The sequence below is a fragment of the Bradyrhizobium sp. U531 genome, assembly GCF_051710265.1.
In the GTDB taxonomy this organism is placed as follows: domain Bacteria; phylum Pseudomonadota; class Alphaproteobacteria; order Rhizobiales; family Xanthobacteraceae; genus Bradyrhizobium.
Map to the genome: position 1 here is coordinate 729,320 of NZ_JASVEN010000002.1, position 14,200 is coordinate 743,519.

Below are 14,200 nucleotides of genomic sequence, written 5' to 3' on the forward strand. Positions count from 1 at the left end.
CAGATTGTACTGGATTGTGACTGGTCTTGCCACCGCAGAAGGCCGAGTGTCGCGGCGCGAACCAACGGGACCGATATGCAATCTGCGAGCGGCGGCTGGGGCAACGGGCTCCTCGGCGTCATCATCTTCAGCGGCTCCTTGCCGGCAACCCGCGTTGCGGTCGGCGGCTTCTCTGCGCTGTTCCTGACCTCGGTGCGTGCGGTCATCGCCGCACTGATCGGTCTTGCCGTGCTCGGCCTGCTCCGACAGGCGCGGCCGCAGCGGAGCGATCTTGCCTCCCTCGTGATCGTCTCCATCGGCGTCGTGGTCGGCTTCCCTCTGCTGACCGCGCTCGCGCTCCAGCACATCACGTCCGCGCATTCGATCGTCTTCATCGGCCTGCTGCCCTTGTCGACCGCGATCTTCGCCGTGCTGCGCGGCGGCGAGCGGCCGCAGCCGCTGTTCTGGCTGTTCGCGGGTCTCGGCAGCGCCACGGTCGCCGGCTTTGCCTTGTTGGGCGACAGCTCGGCGTCGCTCAGCGGCGATCTCCTGATGGTCGCCGCGATCGTCCTGTGCGGCCTCGGCTATGCCGAAGGGGCCGCGCTGTCGCGCCGGCTCGGCGGCTGGCAGGTGATCTCCTGGGCGCTGCTGCTCGCGCTGCCGCTGATGGTGCCGGTCGCGATCCTGAGCTGGCCGCAATCCTGGAGCGGCGTTGGCGTGCCGGCCTGGATCGGGCTCGCTTACGTCTCGATCTTCAGCATGTTCGTCGGCTTCATCTTCTGGTACCGCGGGCTCGCGATCGGCGGCATCGCGCGTATCGGCCAGCTGCAACAGCTGCAGCCGTTCTTCGGCCTGGCGCTCGCGGGCCTCCTGCTGCACGAACCCGTCGCCTGGAGCATGATCGCCGCGACCATGCTCGTGGTCGCCTGCGTCTTCTTCGCACGGCGGTTTGCGTGACGCTGGCCGCCCTCTAGGCCTGTCGCCGACCCGGCTGTGGCCTTTCGATCCCAGGGATTTGCGCGATCTGCTCGGCGAGGAAATCGACCAGCAACCGCACCCGCGCGACGCCGGATCGCTCCGGCACGATCAGCATGTTGAGCGGAACGGCAGGCAGCGAATAATCCGCCAGCACGCGTTCGAGCTTGCCGGCCGCGAGAAGGTCGTGGACCAACCAAAGATGCGTGGGTCCGATGCCGCGACCGGCCGCGAACGCCTCTCGCGCCGCAAGTCCATGATCGACGCGCAACCGTCCGCCGAGCGGGACCTGATGGCGTCCTCTGCGACGCCCATGCAGGACGAGCGTTTCGCTGCCGGCGACGTTGGACATTCTGATGCTCTGGTGGCTGGCGAGATCTTGCGGGCGCGTGGGCCTGCCGCGCTGGGCCAGATAGGCGGGCGCGGCGACAAGCAGCCGCCGCGACTGCCCGAGGGATTTCAGCTTCATCGAGCTCTCAGCGAGCGGCCCGAGGCGAAGCGCGACATCGACGCCTTCCCTGACGAGATCGATCCGCTCGTCCGTCAGATTGAGATCCACGGACAGGTCGGGATAGCGGTCCTGGAAGGCGAAGATGACGCGGCTGAGGTGGAGCACGCCGAAGGCCGCGGTGCAGGAAATCCGTATCGTCCCGGCCGGCGCGCCGCGCGTGCTGCGCGCCTCGTCGCCGGCATGCTCGACCAGGCGCAGGATCTGTACGCAGTCGGCATAATAGCGGCGCCCTTCTTCCGTCATCGTCACGCTGCGCGTGGTCCTCGTGAGCAGGGGCACGCCCACGGCCTGCTCGAGCTCGCGGATGTGCCGGGTCACGGTGGACTGGCCTACTTCCAGCTCGCGTGCGACCGCCGACAGGTTGCCCCGCTCGGCGACCCTCACGAAGCTGCGCATGCGCTCGAGGCTGACCTCCGATCTATCCATTTTTCGGCACAATCCTATCCATTGCCGACGTCTAGCGGATTGCAGGCCGCCGCGCTAGTTGCGGGGCATCCTCAAGGAATGGTGCTGATCATGAAGGTGTTGGTTGTCTTTGCTCATCCCGAGCAGCGTTCGCTCAACGGCTCACTGCGGGATGTTGCCGTCGGCGAGCTCGAGGCCCAGGGCCACGAGGTGCGCGTCTCGGACCTCTATGCCGAGGGCTGGAAGCCGGACGTCGGTCGCGCCGACTTCCCGTCGCTGCCGGCGGATGCGCGGCTCGCGCCCGCCGCTGCTTCCAGGCAAGCCTTCGAGACCGGCACGCTCACGCCGGACGTGAGCCGCGAGATCGAGAAACTGCTGTGGGCGGACATGCTGATTCTGCAATTTCCGCTGTGGTGGTTCAGCATGCCCGCGATCCTCAAGGGATGGGTCGATCGCGTGTTTGCTTACGGCTTCGCCTATGGCGTCGGCGAGCATAGCGACAAGCGATGGGGCGACCGTTACGGCGAGGGCAAGCTGGCGGGCAAACGTGCCATGCTGATCGTCACGACCGGCGGCTGGCAGGAGCACTATTCAGCGCGCGGCATCAACGGACCAATCGACGACCTGCTGTTTCCGATCCATCACGGCATTCTCTATTATCCGGGATATGACGTCCTTCCACCGTTCGTCGTCTACAAGGCCGACAAGCTCGGCGAACCCGATTTCGAAGTGACCGCCGAACGTCTGAGGGAGAGGATGCGAACGCTTGCGACGACCTCGCCCATTCCCTATCGGCGCCAGAACGGCGGCGATTACCTGATCCCGAGCATGCAGCTCCGCGCCGGGCTCGAGCCTTCCGAGGCGCGCGGCTTTGCGATTCACCTCGAACAGGCCACGACACGCACATTGCCGCCAGCGGCGGACGCCCTGCAATCGCCGGCGGATGTCGGCGCCCCCGCAAGCTGAGTGCGGGGGTTGTCGATGCGGGCCTTGGGCGGCGCTTAAATCGCAAGCGCGCTCATTCCATCACCGTCTTCGTCAGCGCGCTCCTGGCAAACTTCTTGAGCGGCATCGGCTTGCCGAATAGGAAGCCCTGCACGAGGTCGAAGCCGAGCTCGTTGGCCGCGACGAGGTCGGCGCGGCTCTCGACGCCTTGCGCCACGGCGCGCGCGCCATAACCTTGCGCGAGCTCGACGATGTGACGGCACACGGTGCGCTTCAGCCGATCGTTGCCGCTGCCGGTGACGAATTGCCGGTCGGCCTTCAGCTTGACGAAGGGAATCTTGTCCAGCTCCATCAGTGATGGCCAGTTGGCCCCGAGATTATCGATCGACAGGCCGATATTGTGCAGGCCGACCTCGCGCGCGACCTCGGTCAGGAGATCGAGGTCGCGGATCGCCTCCTCGCTGTCGATCTCCACCGTCAGCCCGCCGAAAGCCGGATGCGTCGGCATGCTGCGGCAGAGATCGCGCACCGCCTGCGGCTCCTTCATGTAGGACGAGGGGAGATTGATCGAGAGATTGACCGGGGTCTGCTGCTCCAGCAGAAAATGCCAGTCCCGCATGGCGCGCTCGATCACGAATTCGGAGAGGTCGCGCAAATGCGGATCGTCCTCATCGGGAATGAAGTAGGCCGGCGGGACCACGCCCCAGGTCGGATGCCGCATTCGTACCAGCGCCTCGGCGCCGCTGCGGACCAGCGTGCGCGCGTCGATCTTGGGCTGGTACCAGAGCTCGAGCCAGCCGGCGTGCAGGGCTTCGCCGACATGCACGGCCGGGCTCGGCGCCGGCTCCTCCGGCAGCAGCATGGCGACGCGGTCGCGCAGCGTTTCCGCGGCAAAAGGCGTGGTCAGCGGCGGCAGCATGGCAAGGCCGTATTCCTCGCCGACCTGGCGCACGGCCCTGACGATGATCGACTCGCGGGCGCCGACGGCGAGAACCTTGCCGGCAAACGCCTCGCGCACCAGTATTTCGAGAAACCGTCCGGGCTCGATGCCGTCGGCGGCGACGCCGAGCAGGATCAGGTCCGGCAATTCCGAGGCGAGCACGGTCTTCAGCTCGTCCGCACTGGCGCATTCACTCGTGACGAAGCCGAGATCCTCCAGCACCTCGCTGAGGAAGGCGCGCAGATGCCGCTTGCTGTCAGCCACGCAGGCGCGCGGCGTTACCTTTCGTCGTCCGAAGGTCACAGGCCTTCGTCCGACGAGTTCAACCATCCCATCGTTCATCAAAACCACTCCCGTACCGTGACGGTTTCTTAAACGCTGAGCGTGGGATCAAATAAGGTGAGCTTCGCTTCGTTCTTGAATTATTTGAGTAACGTTAAACCTTGCAACTCGAGCTAATCTTTCGACAGTTTCTTCAAAAAGAATTTGCATGCCCCGGCACCTCGATCGCAACGACTGTCAGCGCAGGCGAAATTCTCGCGCGCGACATTGCAGCGGATTTGCTCGCAGGCGGACGAAGGTGAGCAATGAGTCGGTGTGCCCTTTCGAGGCACCCGCGCGCGTGTCGGAGGATTAATTGCGTCCGCTTTTTCCGGAACGCGCGACCTGTCGTGCCCGGCGAAGACGGTGAACGAGATCGGGCGGTCAGCGAGGATTCGCGTTCGCGCTCTGCGGGCATGTTTCGCTCGCGCTCGCTGCGGTTCTGCGACAACGCGTCCTCGCCTGCGGCGGCGAATGTGAAGCGCATCACACGCGGATTGCGGCGACTGCGCTAATGCTCCGCACAGCCGGTGGTGGGCTGTCGAGGATTACGTCAATGACGACGCGGCGGTTGATTTATTGGTGGTTCAGGATCGTGATGTCGGGGCGATTTCTCGATCGCTTCCTGAGCCTGCCGCGCGCGCAATAAGCGCGGAGCGCGGCATCAGGACTGCCCGATCAGCTTGCGAAACGCGGCGGCGCCGTCCTGCATGGCATCGCGTCCCTTCCAGGCCAGATAGGTCAGCTTGCCGCCGATCGTATCGTGGCTGCGCAGCCGGCGTGATCCCAGGATGTGGCCGACATTGGAAGGGAAGCGGCTCACCTCGGCGGAGACCAGCGCTGCGATCGCGTCCATCAATTGCTGAAGGCGGACGCCCCATTCGTGGCCCTCGATGCCGTCCACGCGCACCTTCAGCGCATATTCGATGTCGTAGATCTCGGTGAGCAGGTCGCGGGCGACCAGCACCCGGTTGTGCCGGAGCGCGACACGAAGAGCGAGGCGCTTGTCGTCGAGCCGGTCGAGCACCATGGGAATGACGCAGGCATAGGGCGTGGCGGCGACATCGGCGACGCTCTTGCTTGCAGCGGCCTTGGTGGCGAAACGCGCCAATTGCCAGGGCGTGGCGAGGCGCCGCGCCACCAGCGCCAGCGCGAACGGCAGCGCGTCGGGGTGAGCCTTCTTGAAGGCGTCGAGCTGCGCGGTGATCTGCGCCACCTGGCCGTCATCGAGCCTTGCGATCTTCTCGGGCAGCTTCTCGTTGAATTTCGGCAGCGCATTGCCGGCGCGCAGCACTTGCTGCATCTTCCTGACATCGTCGAAGGCGGTGCGCGAGGCCGTGTATTGCGCGAGCTTGCCGCGCGCAAATTCCGCGCTCTCCGCCGAAGCCAGGGTATTCTCGAGGACCTTGACGACCTTGATCTGGAACGTCGACGCGATCTTCAGGACTTCTTTCGGGTTGTTGGCGGTGACCTGGTCGTTGATCGCCTTGATGTAGTCGCGCGCCATGGTCGGCAGCAGGTCGCGGCAGATCCATTCCCATATCGGGGTGAGAGTGTTGCGCGAGATCCGCCCCATGTTGGCGTGCTCGGGCGCGCCGTCGATCAGGAGCAGCTCGAGCGGCGCGAAGAAATAGCGCGAAGGGCTGGTGGCGCGGGCCTGGGTCGATCCGTCCTTACGAAACTCGGCGCGCAGGCGCGACTGGATGTCGGGCGAGCCGGGCATGTCGATGCCGCACAATTCGAGCCGCTCGAGTTCGCTGAGCAGACAGCTGCGCGACAGCGGCGTCAGCCTCTGCAAGAATTCGGACAGCCGATCGATCTCGTCCATGGCACGCAATCTTTCGCAGCGTCGCCCGCGGGGGTGCGGGCCCAATGCGTGGAGGCATTTGCGCGCTCTCAACCCGCCTAAGAGAAGCAAGCCGCCGTTAATTATTCCGTAAAAACCGGGGGCCGGACGCCGCCTGCGGGCAATTAGGGCCAATTTGCCCAGGGTTTCGGCAGGAAACGCAACCTGTGCGGGGGCGGTGACGAAGTCGCGCAAGCACAAATTGTGCCGCCGACTCCAATTTATCGCAAAGCTGCCAAAATCACCGTAGTCTTACGGAGCAAAAAGTTAACCACAGATAACCCCGGGTTCCGCTAAATGAGTGACATGGGGTCACAGAATGATACGGCCACCGATTCGCGGCCGTCGGAATGGTACGAAAGCAGCGCCGCTCCAACTGAAGAGCTCGATTTCGTCCGCCTGAGCGCCGCCCGGGCCAAGGCGGCTGACGAAATGGCCGCCGCCATTGCCCGCGAGCTCAACGGCCCCCTCACCGCCCTGCTGCTCTACATGGGCGAGATCAAGCATCACAGCGATCAGCTCGCCCCCGTGACCGGCGATCGGGCCTATTTGCAGCGGGTGGTCGAGAACGCGCTGGCTCAAACCGAGCGCGTTTGCGGTCTGGTCAAGCAGCTTGCCGGCCCTCACAAGACCGGCCTTGCGATCCCGGCCAGCGCCGAGGATGCGGAGGCGAAAGCCGCCCGTGCACAGCAGGTCCAGCGCGTGCCGAGCGCCGAGCTGCTCGGCCTGTCCGGCCAGAAGCGCCTGACCAAGCGCGAGCGCGAGGTGCTGAGGCTGATCAGCGAAGGTTTTTCGAACAAGCAGGGCGCGCTTCGGATGCAGATCAGCCCGCGTACGTTCGAGAGCCATCGTGCCGAGGCGATGCGCAAGCTAGGTGCGCGCAATACCGCGGACCTCGTCCGTGCGGCACTGCTGCATTCGATCGATTGAGAGATCGGCGCCGCCTTAACGCGCGATGAGATTTGGATGAATCGTCATCGCGCTTTGGGTCGTTGCTTGCGCATGGTCTTTCCGGAAAACTGCTTCGCACTTTTCCGGATCATGCTTTAGGCGGCGCGGGCTTTGCCGAAAACCGATAGCGCTCAGAAATAATCTTCAGCGAAGGGACGCGCGCGCGAGGCGGGACGCAGCGGCTTGATGTCTTCCTTCGGCCCGTTCGGGATGATCGTGATGGTCCAGCGCGGCGGCATGGTCGATTCCTGCTCCAGCACCGAACGCACGAAGCCGGTCACCGTCGATTCCCCCGCCTTCACCGTCGCCATCCGGCCGTTGAACTGTGCGATGCGGAAGCGGCGAACCTCTTTCTGGTCCGCGGTCTCGTAGGTGAACATGGAAAACCCTCCTGGTTTCCCGCGACTATCACCACCTATGATTAGCCATCTCTAAAAATCCCAAGCCGTAGAAGTACGGCGGGTTTCGCGCGGCCCGAGCCGGTGCGCTTTTTTGCAGCGATCGTTCGAAGACACTATGCCTGAAAAGGTATGCGTAGCGTGACGATGTCTCGTCTCGAATGCGTCGCGCGTCAGGCCTGCGGCTCTTGCACACGCGCGGCGGCATAGGCCGCGTCCATCCGATCCAGGAGATCGAGGAATTCGACCTCGCGGAGCGTCTCCACTGTTCTCTCCAGCGTCAGCGCCAGCGCCGCGAGCCTGACATAGCCGAACGTCCCGGCCGCGCTCTTCAGCGAATGGGCCTCGCGCGCGATCCTGGCGGCGTGCTGCGCGAGAGAGAGCGTGCGAAACAATTGCAGGCGCGCGCAGGTCTCGCTCCAGAACACCTCGCGCACTTCGCCGGCCCCGTCCTCGCCGATCTCGCGCACCAGCGCTTCATAGGCGCGCGGCTCGCGTGCGGGCTCGGCATCGAGCGCCTTCTGCGCGGGTGCGACGGGAACGTCAAACATGGTCTTGCTGCCTCGGTCACGGGTCCTTGGCCGCGCGCATGTCGCGGCGCGCGAGCATGTCCCCATGCCTACGGCATTCGGATTTCAGTTCCGGTAGCGGGACGTGAGGAGTTTGCCGGCCCGCATTAGCCGGCGGTTTACCAAACCAGGGGCCGCGGTCAGCGCGGGCCGAGCAGCCGGTCGTACTGCGCCTTCACCGTGGCGTAGCATTCGCACGCCGTCTGGCGCAGTCCGTCGAGGTTGACGATCTGGATGTGCCCGCGGCTGTAATGGATGAAATTGGCCTGCTGCAATGTATTGGCGACCAGCGACACGCTGTTGCGCCGCGCCCCGATCATCTGCGCCATGGCCTCCTGGGTCAGCAGCAGCCGGTAGTCGCCGGACAGGTCATGCGTGTGCAGCAGGCAGCGCGACAGCCGCGACTCCACGGGATGGGCGGCGTTGCAGCCCGCGGTCTGCTGGACCTGGGCATAGACCGCCAGCCCGTGGCGCGTCAGCGAGGTGCGCAGGGTGCTGCTCTGTTCGGCGGCGCTCCGCAGCCGGTCGAGATCCATCACGGACGCAAGGCCGGGAACCAGCACGACGGCGGTGTTCAATGCACACGCGTCGCCCATGGTCGAGAGCGTCCCGAGCAGGCTGTCGCGGCCGATCATGGCGACCTGTACATGCTCGCCCTTGGCGAGCTTCACCACCAGCGAGATGACGCCGCGGTGGGGAAAGTAGGCGCGCTTCAGCGTCTCGCCGGTCTCGACCAGCACCGCGTCATGGGGCAGATCGACCGTCCGCAGATGCGGGCGGATCAAGTCGTAATCCTCCGCCGGCAGTGCGGACAGGAAACCGTTGGATGAGCGCACCATCGTTTCCAAAGCTGCCTCCCGTTTCCTGCACGATGAATCACGATATGCACGTTCTTCGCAGATAGGTTCCATCATGTTCGCGTCGGGATATATTGGCAATTGGGACAAGATGTCCGACCCGGCGATCGTTCCTATGCTGCATTCACGCCGGCACACAGAAGATCATCCCGCGCCGTGATCACGGCACGGCTCCCACCAGGCGGAAATGATGGGCCTTCACGGCGGCATAGCAGCTGCAAGACGTCATCTGCAGCGCCCGCAGATCGACGATCTCGATTTGACCGCGGCTGTAGTGAATGATGCCGGCGCGCTGCAGCGCATGTGCGACCAGCGAGATGGCATTTCGCCGGACGCCGATCATCTGCGCCAGCACCTCCTGGGTCAGCGGCAGGATTTCACTGTCGGAAAGGTCGCGGGCGCGCAGCAGCCAGCGCGCGAGCCGCGCCTCGACCGGGTGCAGCGTGTTGCAGAGCAGCGACTGCTGCGCATGCGCGAGCAAGGTCTGCTCATGGCGGACCATCAGCCTGCGAAACGCCGCGCTCGCGGCGGCGACTGCGCGGAAGGCCGCAATTTCCAGCACGGAAGCGGTGCCTGGGAACAACACGACCGCGTCCGTCAGCGCGATGCCGTCGGCCAGCGCGGCGCCGCCGCCTACGACGCTGTCGCGGCCCAGCATCGCAATCTCGATCATCTGTCCTTCCGACAGGCTCACCGTGATCGAGACCGATCCGCCATGCGGGAAGTAGACGTGTCGGAGTGCAGCACCCGCTTCACCCAAGACAGATTTCCTGACCAATTCGACCGTTGCGAGATGCGGACGCAGCCGATCGAGATCCGACGCATCGAGCAATTGCAGCAGCTGATTGGGCGGAGGGCCGCTCACGGTCATGCAAGTCATCCGGCGGGTTCGATGGACGATCGGCGCAGCGTCGGTTCGTCGTTCAGTTGCACGACGAACGAAGAATATTGTAAAGGTTGTGGCGTCGTCCATATACCCGTTAGAGGGCAGACAGGCTGTCTCATTTGCGGCGGAAATGAGAACTGTGCGTTGATTCGCTTTTGAGCAGCGCGAGTCCTGCAAGGGCATGCAGGAATAAGCGGCAAGGGGGCCTTGTGAGCCGGGATCATTGCATCCGTGCTGTCATCGGACGCTGGTCGATCCTGGTCGCCTCGTCGCTCGGCCGCGCGCTGACAGCCGTCCAACATCGCTCTCAACCCCGGCATGCCATCACCGCGGACCTCGTCACGGTCGTCTTCGGCGCGCCGACGAGCTTCGCGACCATCCCTCTCTTGATCGACAGCAAAGGAGAAAGGCGTGCCCCACGGTTCAATTATTGAATCGACGAAATCGGAAGCTCACACGGGGACTGACAGTCTACGCCATATTCTCGTTGTCGACGACGACCCGATGGTTTGCATGGCCATCGAAGTCTATCTTCAACGCAATAATTTTCGAGTGACGATCGCCGAGGGTGGTGACGCCGGATTGCGCGCTCTCGAGCACGGCCAATTCGATTTGATGATCATCGATATCTTCATGCCGCACATGCGCGGATTCGAATCGATCCGGATCTTCCACGAGCGGGCGCCCGTCATTCCCCTGATCGCGATGTCCGGCTACGCCTTCGCGAACCTGAACTCGCCTGCACCCGACTTCCTCCGGATGGCATTGGAGCTCGGTGCCGCCCGCTGTCTGCGCAAGCCGTTCACGCCGCATGCGCTGCTCGCCGCCATCAATGATTGCCTGGCGGAGCATCGTCCCGACGGTGGCATCACCTCGGCTGCGCGAATGGGTTAGCGCCTCGCGAGCCGCTATGGCGACGGGGTAACCGTTCGTTTACCGCGTCTGCGGAGCTTGCGGCACGCGGCGACCCCGGCAAACCAGGGGACAGACTGCGCGCGCGGCTGCGGGCGTCTCGTTCCAATATCACGCCGGCCGGCCCTATCGCCCTTCCCGCGCAGGACTTTCCCGCGCGCTTCGCCACGCCATTGTCGGAACGTTTACCGGGCGGCTTGCCGCCGGTGCGGCGCGGAGGCGGCGTTGCCGAAAAGCGCTGCTGCAGGCCGCTGAACGGCAAACTTCTCTTCAATATCCGTATTAGCACGGAGGATGAAATTAACGGGACTGTGAAAGGGGTTGTCTAACGATCCAGGGGAGGGACTTCCGTCCGTGCCAAGGGTGGCTCCGGCGTCGAAGTCCATGTTCAGGTCAGTAAGGCGTAGCTCATGGATGATCTGTTGCGGGAGTTTCTGACGGAGACCAGCGAGAGCCTGGACACCGTCGACAATCAATTGGTGAAGTTCGAGCAGGAGCCGAACAACGCCAAGATCTTGGACAACATCTTCCGCCTCGTTCACACCATCAAGGGCACTTGCGGCTTCCTCGGATTGCCCCGGCTCGAAGCGCTGGCGCATGCCGGCGAGACGCTGATGAGCAAATTCCGCGACGGCATGCCGGTAACGGCCGACGCGGTGTCGCTGATTCTGGCCTCGATCGACCGCATCAAGGAGATCCTGGCCGGTCTCGAGGCCACCGAAGCCGAGCCCGAGGGCAACGACCGCGATCTCATCGACAAGCTGGAAGCGATGGTCGAGCAGGGCATGGCCGCTATGGCCGCCGGCGCTGCCGCTCCTGTCGCCGAAGCTCCGCCGCTCGTGCCGGAAACCCCGGCTGCCGCAGCCGCGACCTCCGGCACGCTGATCGACCAGACCCTGGAGCGCCCCTTGCGTCCGGGCGAGGTCTCGCTCGACGAGCTCGAGCGCGCCTTCCGCGAGACCTCGATCGAAGCGCCGGCGCCCGTCGCCAAGGTTGAGGCCGCGCCGGCCGCTGAAGCGCCCGCGCCTGTTGCCAAGGAAGCCGCGAAGGAAGCGAAGCCCGCCAAGGAAAAGGCCGCGCCGAAGAAGTCGATGGCCGACGAGGGCGCATCCGACGGCGACCGCATCGCCAACCAGTCGATCCGCGTCAACGTGGATACGCTGGAGCATCTGATGACCATGGTCTCCGAGCTGGTGCTGACCCGCAACCAGCTCCTGGAGATCTCCCGCCGCAACGAGGACACCGAGTTCAAGGTGCCGTTGCAGCGCCTCTCCAACGTCACCGCCGAGCTGCAGGAAGGCGTCATGAAGACGCGCATGCAGCCGATCGGCAATGCCTGGCAGAAGCTGCCCCGCATCGTCCGCGATCTCTCCGGCGAACTCGGCAAGCAGATCGAGCTGGAGATGCACGGTGCCGACACCGAGCTCGACCGCCAGGTGCTCGATCTGATCAAGGACCCGCTCACCCACATGGTGCGCAACTCCGCCGATCACGGCCTCGAGACCCCCGCTGAGCGTCTCGCCAGCGGCAAGGGCGAGCAGGGCACCATTCGCCTGTCCGCCTATCACGAGGGCGGCCACATCATCATCTGCATCGCCGACAACGGCCGCGGCCTCAACACCGACAAGATCAAGGCCAAGGCCATCTCTAGCGGGCTCGCCACCGAGGCTGAGCTGGAGAAGATGTCGGAAGCCCAGATCCACAAGTTCATCTTCGCGCCGGGCTTCTCGACCGCCGCCGCCATCACCTCGGTCTCCGGCCGCGGCGTCGGCATGGACGTGGTGCGCACCAATATCGACCAGATCGGCGGCACCATCGACATCAAGTCGGTGGCCGGCGAGGGCTCCTCCGTCACCATCAAGATCCCGCTGACGCTCGCGATCGTCTCGGCACTGATCGTGGAAGCCGCCGGCGACCGCTTTGCGATCCCGCAGCTCTCGGTCGTCGAGCTGGTCCGCGCCCGCGCCAACAGCGAGCACCGCATCGAGCGCATCAAGGACACCGCGGTTCTTCGTCTGCGCAACAAGCTCCTGCCGCTGATCCATCTGAAGAAGCTGCTGAAGATCGACGACGGCGCGGCCTCGGATCCCGAGAACGGCTTCATCGTGGTCACTCAGGTGGGCAGCCAGACCTTCGGCATCGTCGTCGACGGCGTCTTCCACACCGAAGAAATCGTGGTCAAGCCGATGTCGACGAAGCTGCGTCACATCGACATGTTCTCCGGCAACACCATTCTGGGTGATGGCGCGGTCATCATGATCATCGACCCCAACGGCATTGCCAAGGCGCTTGGCGCCGCCGGCTCCTCGGCCCACGACATGGGCGACGAGAACGGCGCGCACCATATCGGCTCGGGCGAGCAGACCACTTCGCTTCTCGTCTTCCGCGCCGGCTCGTCGCAGCCCAAGGCAGTTCCGCTCGGGCTGGTCACGCGCCTGGAAGAGCTGCCTGCCGACAAGATCGAGTTCTCCAACGGCCGCTACATGGTGCAGTACCGCGAGCAGCTGATGCCGCTCGTTGCCATGGAAGGCGTCACCATCGCCAGCCAGGGCGCCCAGCCGATCCTGGTGTTCGCCGACGACGGCCGCTCCATGGGCCTCGTCGTCGACGAGATCATCGACATCGTCGAGGAACGCCTCAACATCGAGGTCGGCGGCTCCGCCAGCGGCATCCTCGGCTCGGCCGTGATCAAGGGCCAGGCCACCGAAGTGATCGACGTCGGCCACTTCCTGCCCATGGCGTTCTCCGACTGGTTCACCCGCAAGGAGATGAAGCCCTCGCTGCACTCGCAGTCGGTGCTGCTGGTCGATGACAGCGCGTTCTTCCGCAACATGCTGGCTCCGGTGCTCAAGGCCGCGGGCTACCGCGTCCGCACCGCGCCGACCGCGCAGGAGGGCCTCGCTGCGCTCCGTGCCCAGACCTTCGACGTGGTCCTGACCGACATCGAGATGCCCGACATGAACGGGTTCGAGTTCGCCGAGACCATCCGCTCCGACAACAATCTGGGCTCGATGCCGATCATCGGTCTCTCCGCCCTGGTGTCGCCGGCGGCGATCGAGCGCGGCCGTCAGGCCGGCTTCCACGACTATGTCGCCAAGTTCGACCGTCCCGGTCTGATCGCGGCGCTGAAGGAACAGACCGCGGGTGCCGCCGGCGCCTCCGAGCTGAACCGGGCAGCGGCGTAAGCAGGACAGGGATCAGGAGATACCGATATGAGCAACAAGAAGACCCAAGTAGGCGAAGGCGCCATGGTCGAATACGTCACCGCGATGATCGGGGGCCAGCTGTTCGGCCTGCCGATCTCCCGCGTCCAGGACGTGTTCATGCCCGAGCGCGTCACCCGCGTGCCCTTGTCCTCGCGCGAGATCGCGGGCGTGCTGAACCTGCGCGGCCGCATCGTCACCGTGGTCGACATGCGCGCCCGTCTCGGCCTGCCGCAGCCCGAGGACGGCAAGGTGCCGATGGCGGTCGGCGTCGACCTGCGCGGTGAATCCTACGGCCTGCTGATCGACCAGATCGGCGAAGTGCTGCGCCTGCCCGAAGCCGGCATGGAAGAGAACCCCGTCAACCTCGATCCCCGCATGGCCAAGCTCGCCGGCGGTGTCCATCGCCTCGACGGACAGCTCATGGTCGTCCTCGACGTCGATCGCGTGCTCGAGCTCGAAACCAAAGTGCAAATGGCTGCCTGAGCTAACGAAAAAAATC

General features: G+C 64.7%; 13 protein-coding genes. 6 read left to right on the plus strand and 7 right to left on the minus strand.

Features of this window, described 5'->3' with window-relative positions; genetic code table 11:
• The first annotated feature begins 75 nt into the window (after positions 1 to 75).
• A complete protein-coding gene (locus QRQ56_RS15350) occupies positions 76 to 936 on the plus strand; it encodes a DMT family transporter (RefSeq protein ID WP_438741196.1) in 861 nt (286 codons plus the stop codon).
• Between the two features lie 13 nt (positions 937 to 949).
• Here the strand turns inward: QRQ56_RS15350 and QRQ56_RS15355 are convergent, their stop codons facing one another.
• The gene (locus tag QRQ56_RS15355) at positions 950 to 1,891 is read right to left on the minus strand and encodes a LysR family transcriptional regulator (RefSeq protein WP_438741198.1); all 942 of its coding nucleotides are present in this window, start codon (positions 1,889 to 1,891) and stop codon (positions 950 to 952) included.
• Positions 1,892 to 1,981: 90 nt separating this feature from the next.
• Here QRQ56_RS15355 and QRQ56_RS15360 point away from each other — a divergent pair, with 90 nt between their 5' ends.
• Positions 1,982 to 2,836: an NAD(P)H-dependent oxidoreductase gene (locus QRQ56_RS15360; protein ID WP_438741199.1), complete on the plus strand. Its 855-nt coding sequence runs from the start codon at positions 1,982 to 1,984 to the stop codon at positions 2,834 to 2,836.
• Positions 2,837 to 2,888: 52 nt separating this feature from the next.
• Here the strand turns inward: QRQ56_RS15360 and QRQ56_RS15365 are convergent, their stop codons facing one another.
• Entirely contained in the window at positions 2,889 to 4,097 is a 1,209-nt protein-coding gene (locus QRQ56_RS15365) for an EAL domain-containing protein (protein WP_438741201.1), read from the minus strand.
• A 643-nt stretch (positions 4,098 to 4,740) separates the two neighbouring features.
• Positions 4,741 to 5,904: a hypothetical protein gene (locus QRQ56_RS15370; RefSeq protein WP_438741202.1), complete on the minus strand. Its 1,164-nt coding sequence runs from the start codon at positions 5,902 to 5,904 to the stop codon at positions 4,741 to 4,743.
• A gap of 324 nt (positions 5,905 to 6,228) precedes the next feature.
• Between QRQ56_RS15370 and QRQ56_RS15375 the strand changes: the two genes are divergently transcribed.
• Positions 6,229 to 6,852: a LuxR C-terminal-related transcriptional regulator gene (locus QRQ56_RS15375; protein ID WP_438741205.1), complete on the plus strand. Its 624-nt coding sequence runs from the start codon at positions 6,229 to 6,231 to the stop codon at positions 6,850 to 6,852.
• 152 nt (positions 6,853 to 7,004) lie between these two features.
• Here QRQ56_RS15375 and QRQ56_RS15380 read toward each other — a convergent pair whose 3' ends face one another.
• The 4 genes from QRQ56_RS15380 to QRQ56_RS15395 form a co-directional block, all read right to left on the minus strand.
• Positions 7,005 to 7,253: a hypothetical protein gene (locus tag QRQ56_RS15380; RefSeq protein WP_097660705.1), complete on the minus strand. Its 249-nt coding sequence runs from the start codon at positions 7,251 to 7,253 to the stop codon at positions 7,005 to 7,007.
• 191 nt (positions 7,254 to 7,444) lie between these two features.
• Entirely contained in the window at positions 7,445 to 7,822 is a 378-nt protein-coding gene (locus QRQ56_RS15385) for an Hpt domain-containing protein (RefSeq protein WP_438741206.1), read from the minus strand.
• A gap of 158 nt (positions 7,823 to 7,980) precedes the next feature.
• On the minus strand, positions 7,981 to 8,679 hold the full coding sequence (locus QRQ56_RS15390) for a Crp/Fnr family transcriptional regulator (protein ID WP_438741208.1): 699 nt from the start codon (positions 8,677 to 8,679) through the stop codon (positions 7,981 to 7,983).
• Positions 8,680 to 8,857: 178 nt separating this feature from the next.
• Entirely contained in the window at positions 8,858 to 9,568 is a 711-nt protein-coding gene (locus QRQ56_RS15395) for a Crp/Fnr family transcriptional regulator (protein ID WP_438741209.1), read from the minus strand.
• Between the two features lie 426 nt (positions 9,569 to 9,994).
• Between QRQ56_RS15395 and QRQ56_RS15400 the strand changes: the two genes are divergently transcribed.
• The 3 genes from QRQ56_RS15400 to QRQ56_RS15410 all read left to right on the plus strand — a co-directional run bounded on the left by QRQ56_RS15400 (position 9,995) and on the right by QRQ56_RS15410 (position 14,184).
• Positions 9,995 to 10,477 (plus strand): response regulator, encoded by a 483-nt coding sequence (locus tag QRQ56_RS15400; RefSeq protein ID WP_438741210.1) that lies wholly within the window; start codon positions 9,995 to 9,997, stop codon positions 10,475 to 10,477.
• 428 nt (positions 10,478 to 10,905) lie between these two features.
• Positions 10,906 to 13,680 carry a hybrid sensor histidine kinase/response regulator gene (locus QRQ56_RS15405; protein WP_438741211.1) on the plus strand — a complete coding sequence of 925 codons (2,775 nt, stop codon included), beginning with the start codon at positions 10,906 to 10,908 and terminating at the stop codon, positions 13,678 to 13,680.
• A 27-nt stretch (positions 13,681 to 13,707) separates the two neighbouring features.
• A complete protein-coding gene (locus QRQ56_RS15410; RefSeq protein ID WP_438741212.1) occupies positions 13,708 to 14,184 on the plus strand; it encodes a chemotaxis protein CheW in 477 nt (158 codons plus the stop codon).
• Positions 14,185 to 14,200 lie beyond the last annotated feature (16 nt).

What these genes read in the sequence shown, in the direction of transcription:
- QRQ56_RS15350 (WP_438741196.1), top strand. Translation starts at nt 76, where the DNA reads ATGCAATCTGCGAGCGGCGGCTGGGGCAACGGGCTCCTCGGCGTCATC.
- QRQ56_RS15355 (WP_438741198.1), bottom strand. Translation starts at nt 1,891, where the DNA reads ATGGATAGATCGGAGGTCAGCCTCGAGCGCATGCGCAGCTTCGTGAGG.
- QRQ56_RS15360 (WP_438741199.1), top strand. Translation starts at nt 1,982, where the DNA reads ATGAAGGTGTTGGTTGTCTTTGCTCATCCCGAGCAGCGTTCGCTCAAC.
- QRQ56_RS15365 (WP_438741201.1), bottom strand. Translation starts at nt 4,097, where the DNA reads ATGAACGATGGGATGGTTGAACTCGTCGGACGAAGGCCTGTGACCTTC.
- QRQ56_RS15370 (WP_438741202.1), bottom strand. Translation starts at nt 5,904, where the DNA reads ATGGACGAGATCGATCGGCTGTCCGAATTCTTGCAGAGGCTGACGCCG.
- QRQ56_RS15375 (WP_438741205.1), top strand. Translation starts at nt 6,229, where the DNA reads ATGGGGTCACAGAATGATACGGCCACCGATTCGCGGCCGTCGGAATGG.
- QRQ56_RS15380 (WP_097660705.1), bottom strand. Translation starts at nt 7,253, where the DNA reads ATGTTCACCTACGAGACCGCGGACCAGAAAGAGGTTCGCCGCTTCCGC.
- QRQ56_RS15385 (WP_438741206.1), bottom strand. Translation starts at nt 7,822, where the DNA reads ATGTTTGACGTTCCCGTCGCACCCGCGCAGAAGGCGCTCGATGCCGAG.
- QRQ56_RS15390 (WP_438741208.1), bottom strand. Translation starts at nt 8,679, where the DNA reads ATGGTGCGCTCATCCAACGGTTTCCTGTCCGCACTGCCGGCGGAGGAT.
- QRQ56_RS15395 (WP_438741209.1), bottom strand. Translation starts at nt 9,568, where the DNA reads ATGACCGTGAGCGGCCCTCCGCCCAATCAGCTGCTGCAATTGCTCGAT.
- QRQ56_RS15405 (WP_438741211.1), top strand. Translation starts at nt 10,906, where the DNA reads ATGGATGATCTGTTGCGGGAGTTTCTGACGGAGACCAGCGAGAGCCTG.
- QRQ56_RS15410 (WP_438741212.1), top strand. Translation starts at nt 13,708, where the DNA reads ATGAGCAACAAGAAGACCCAAGTAGGCGAAGGCGCCATGGTCGAATAC.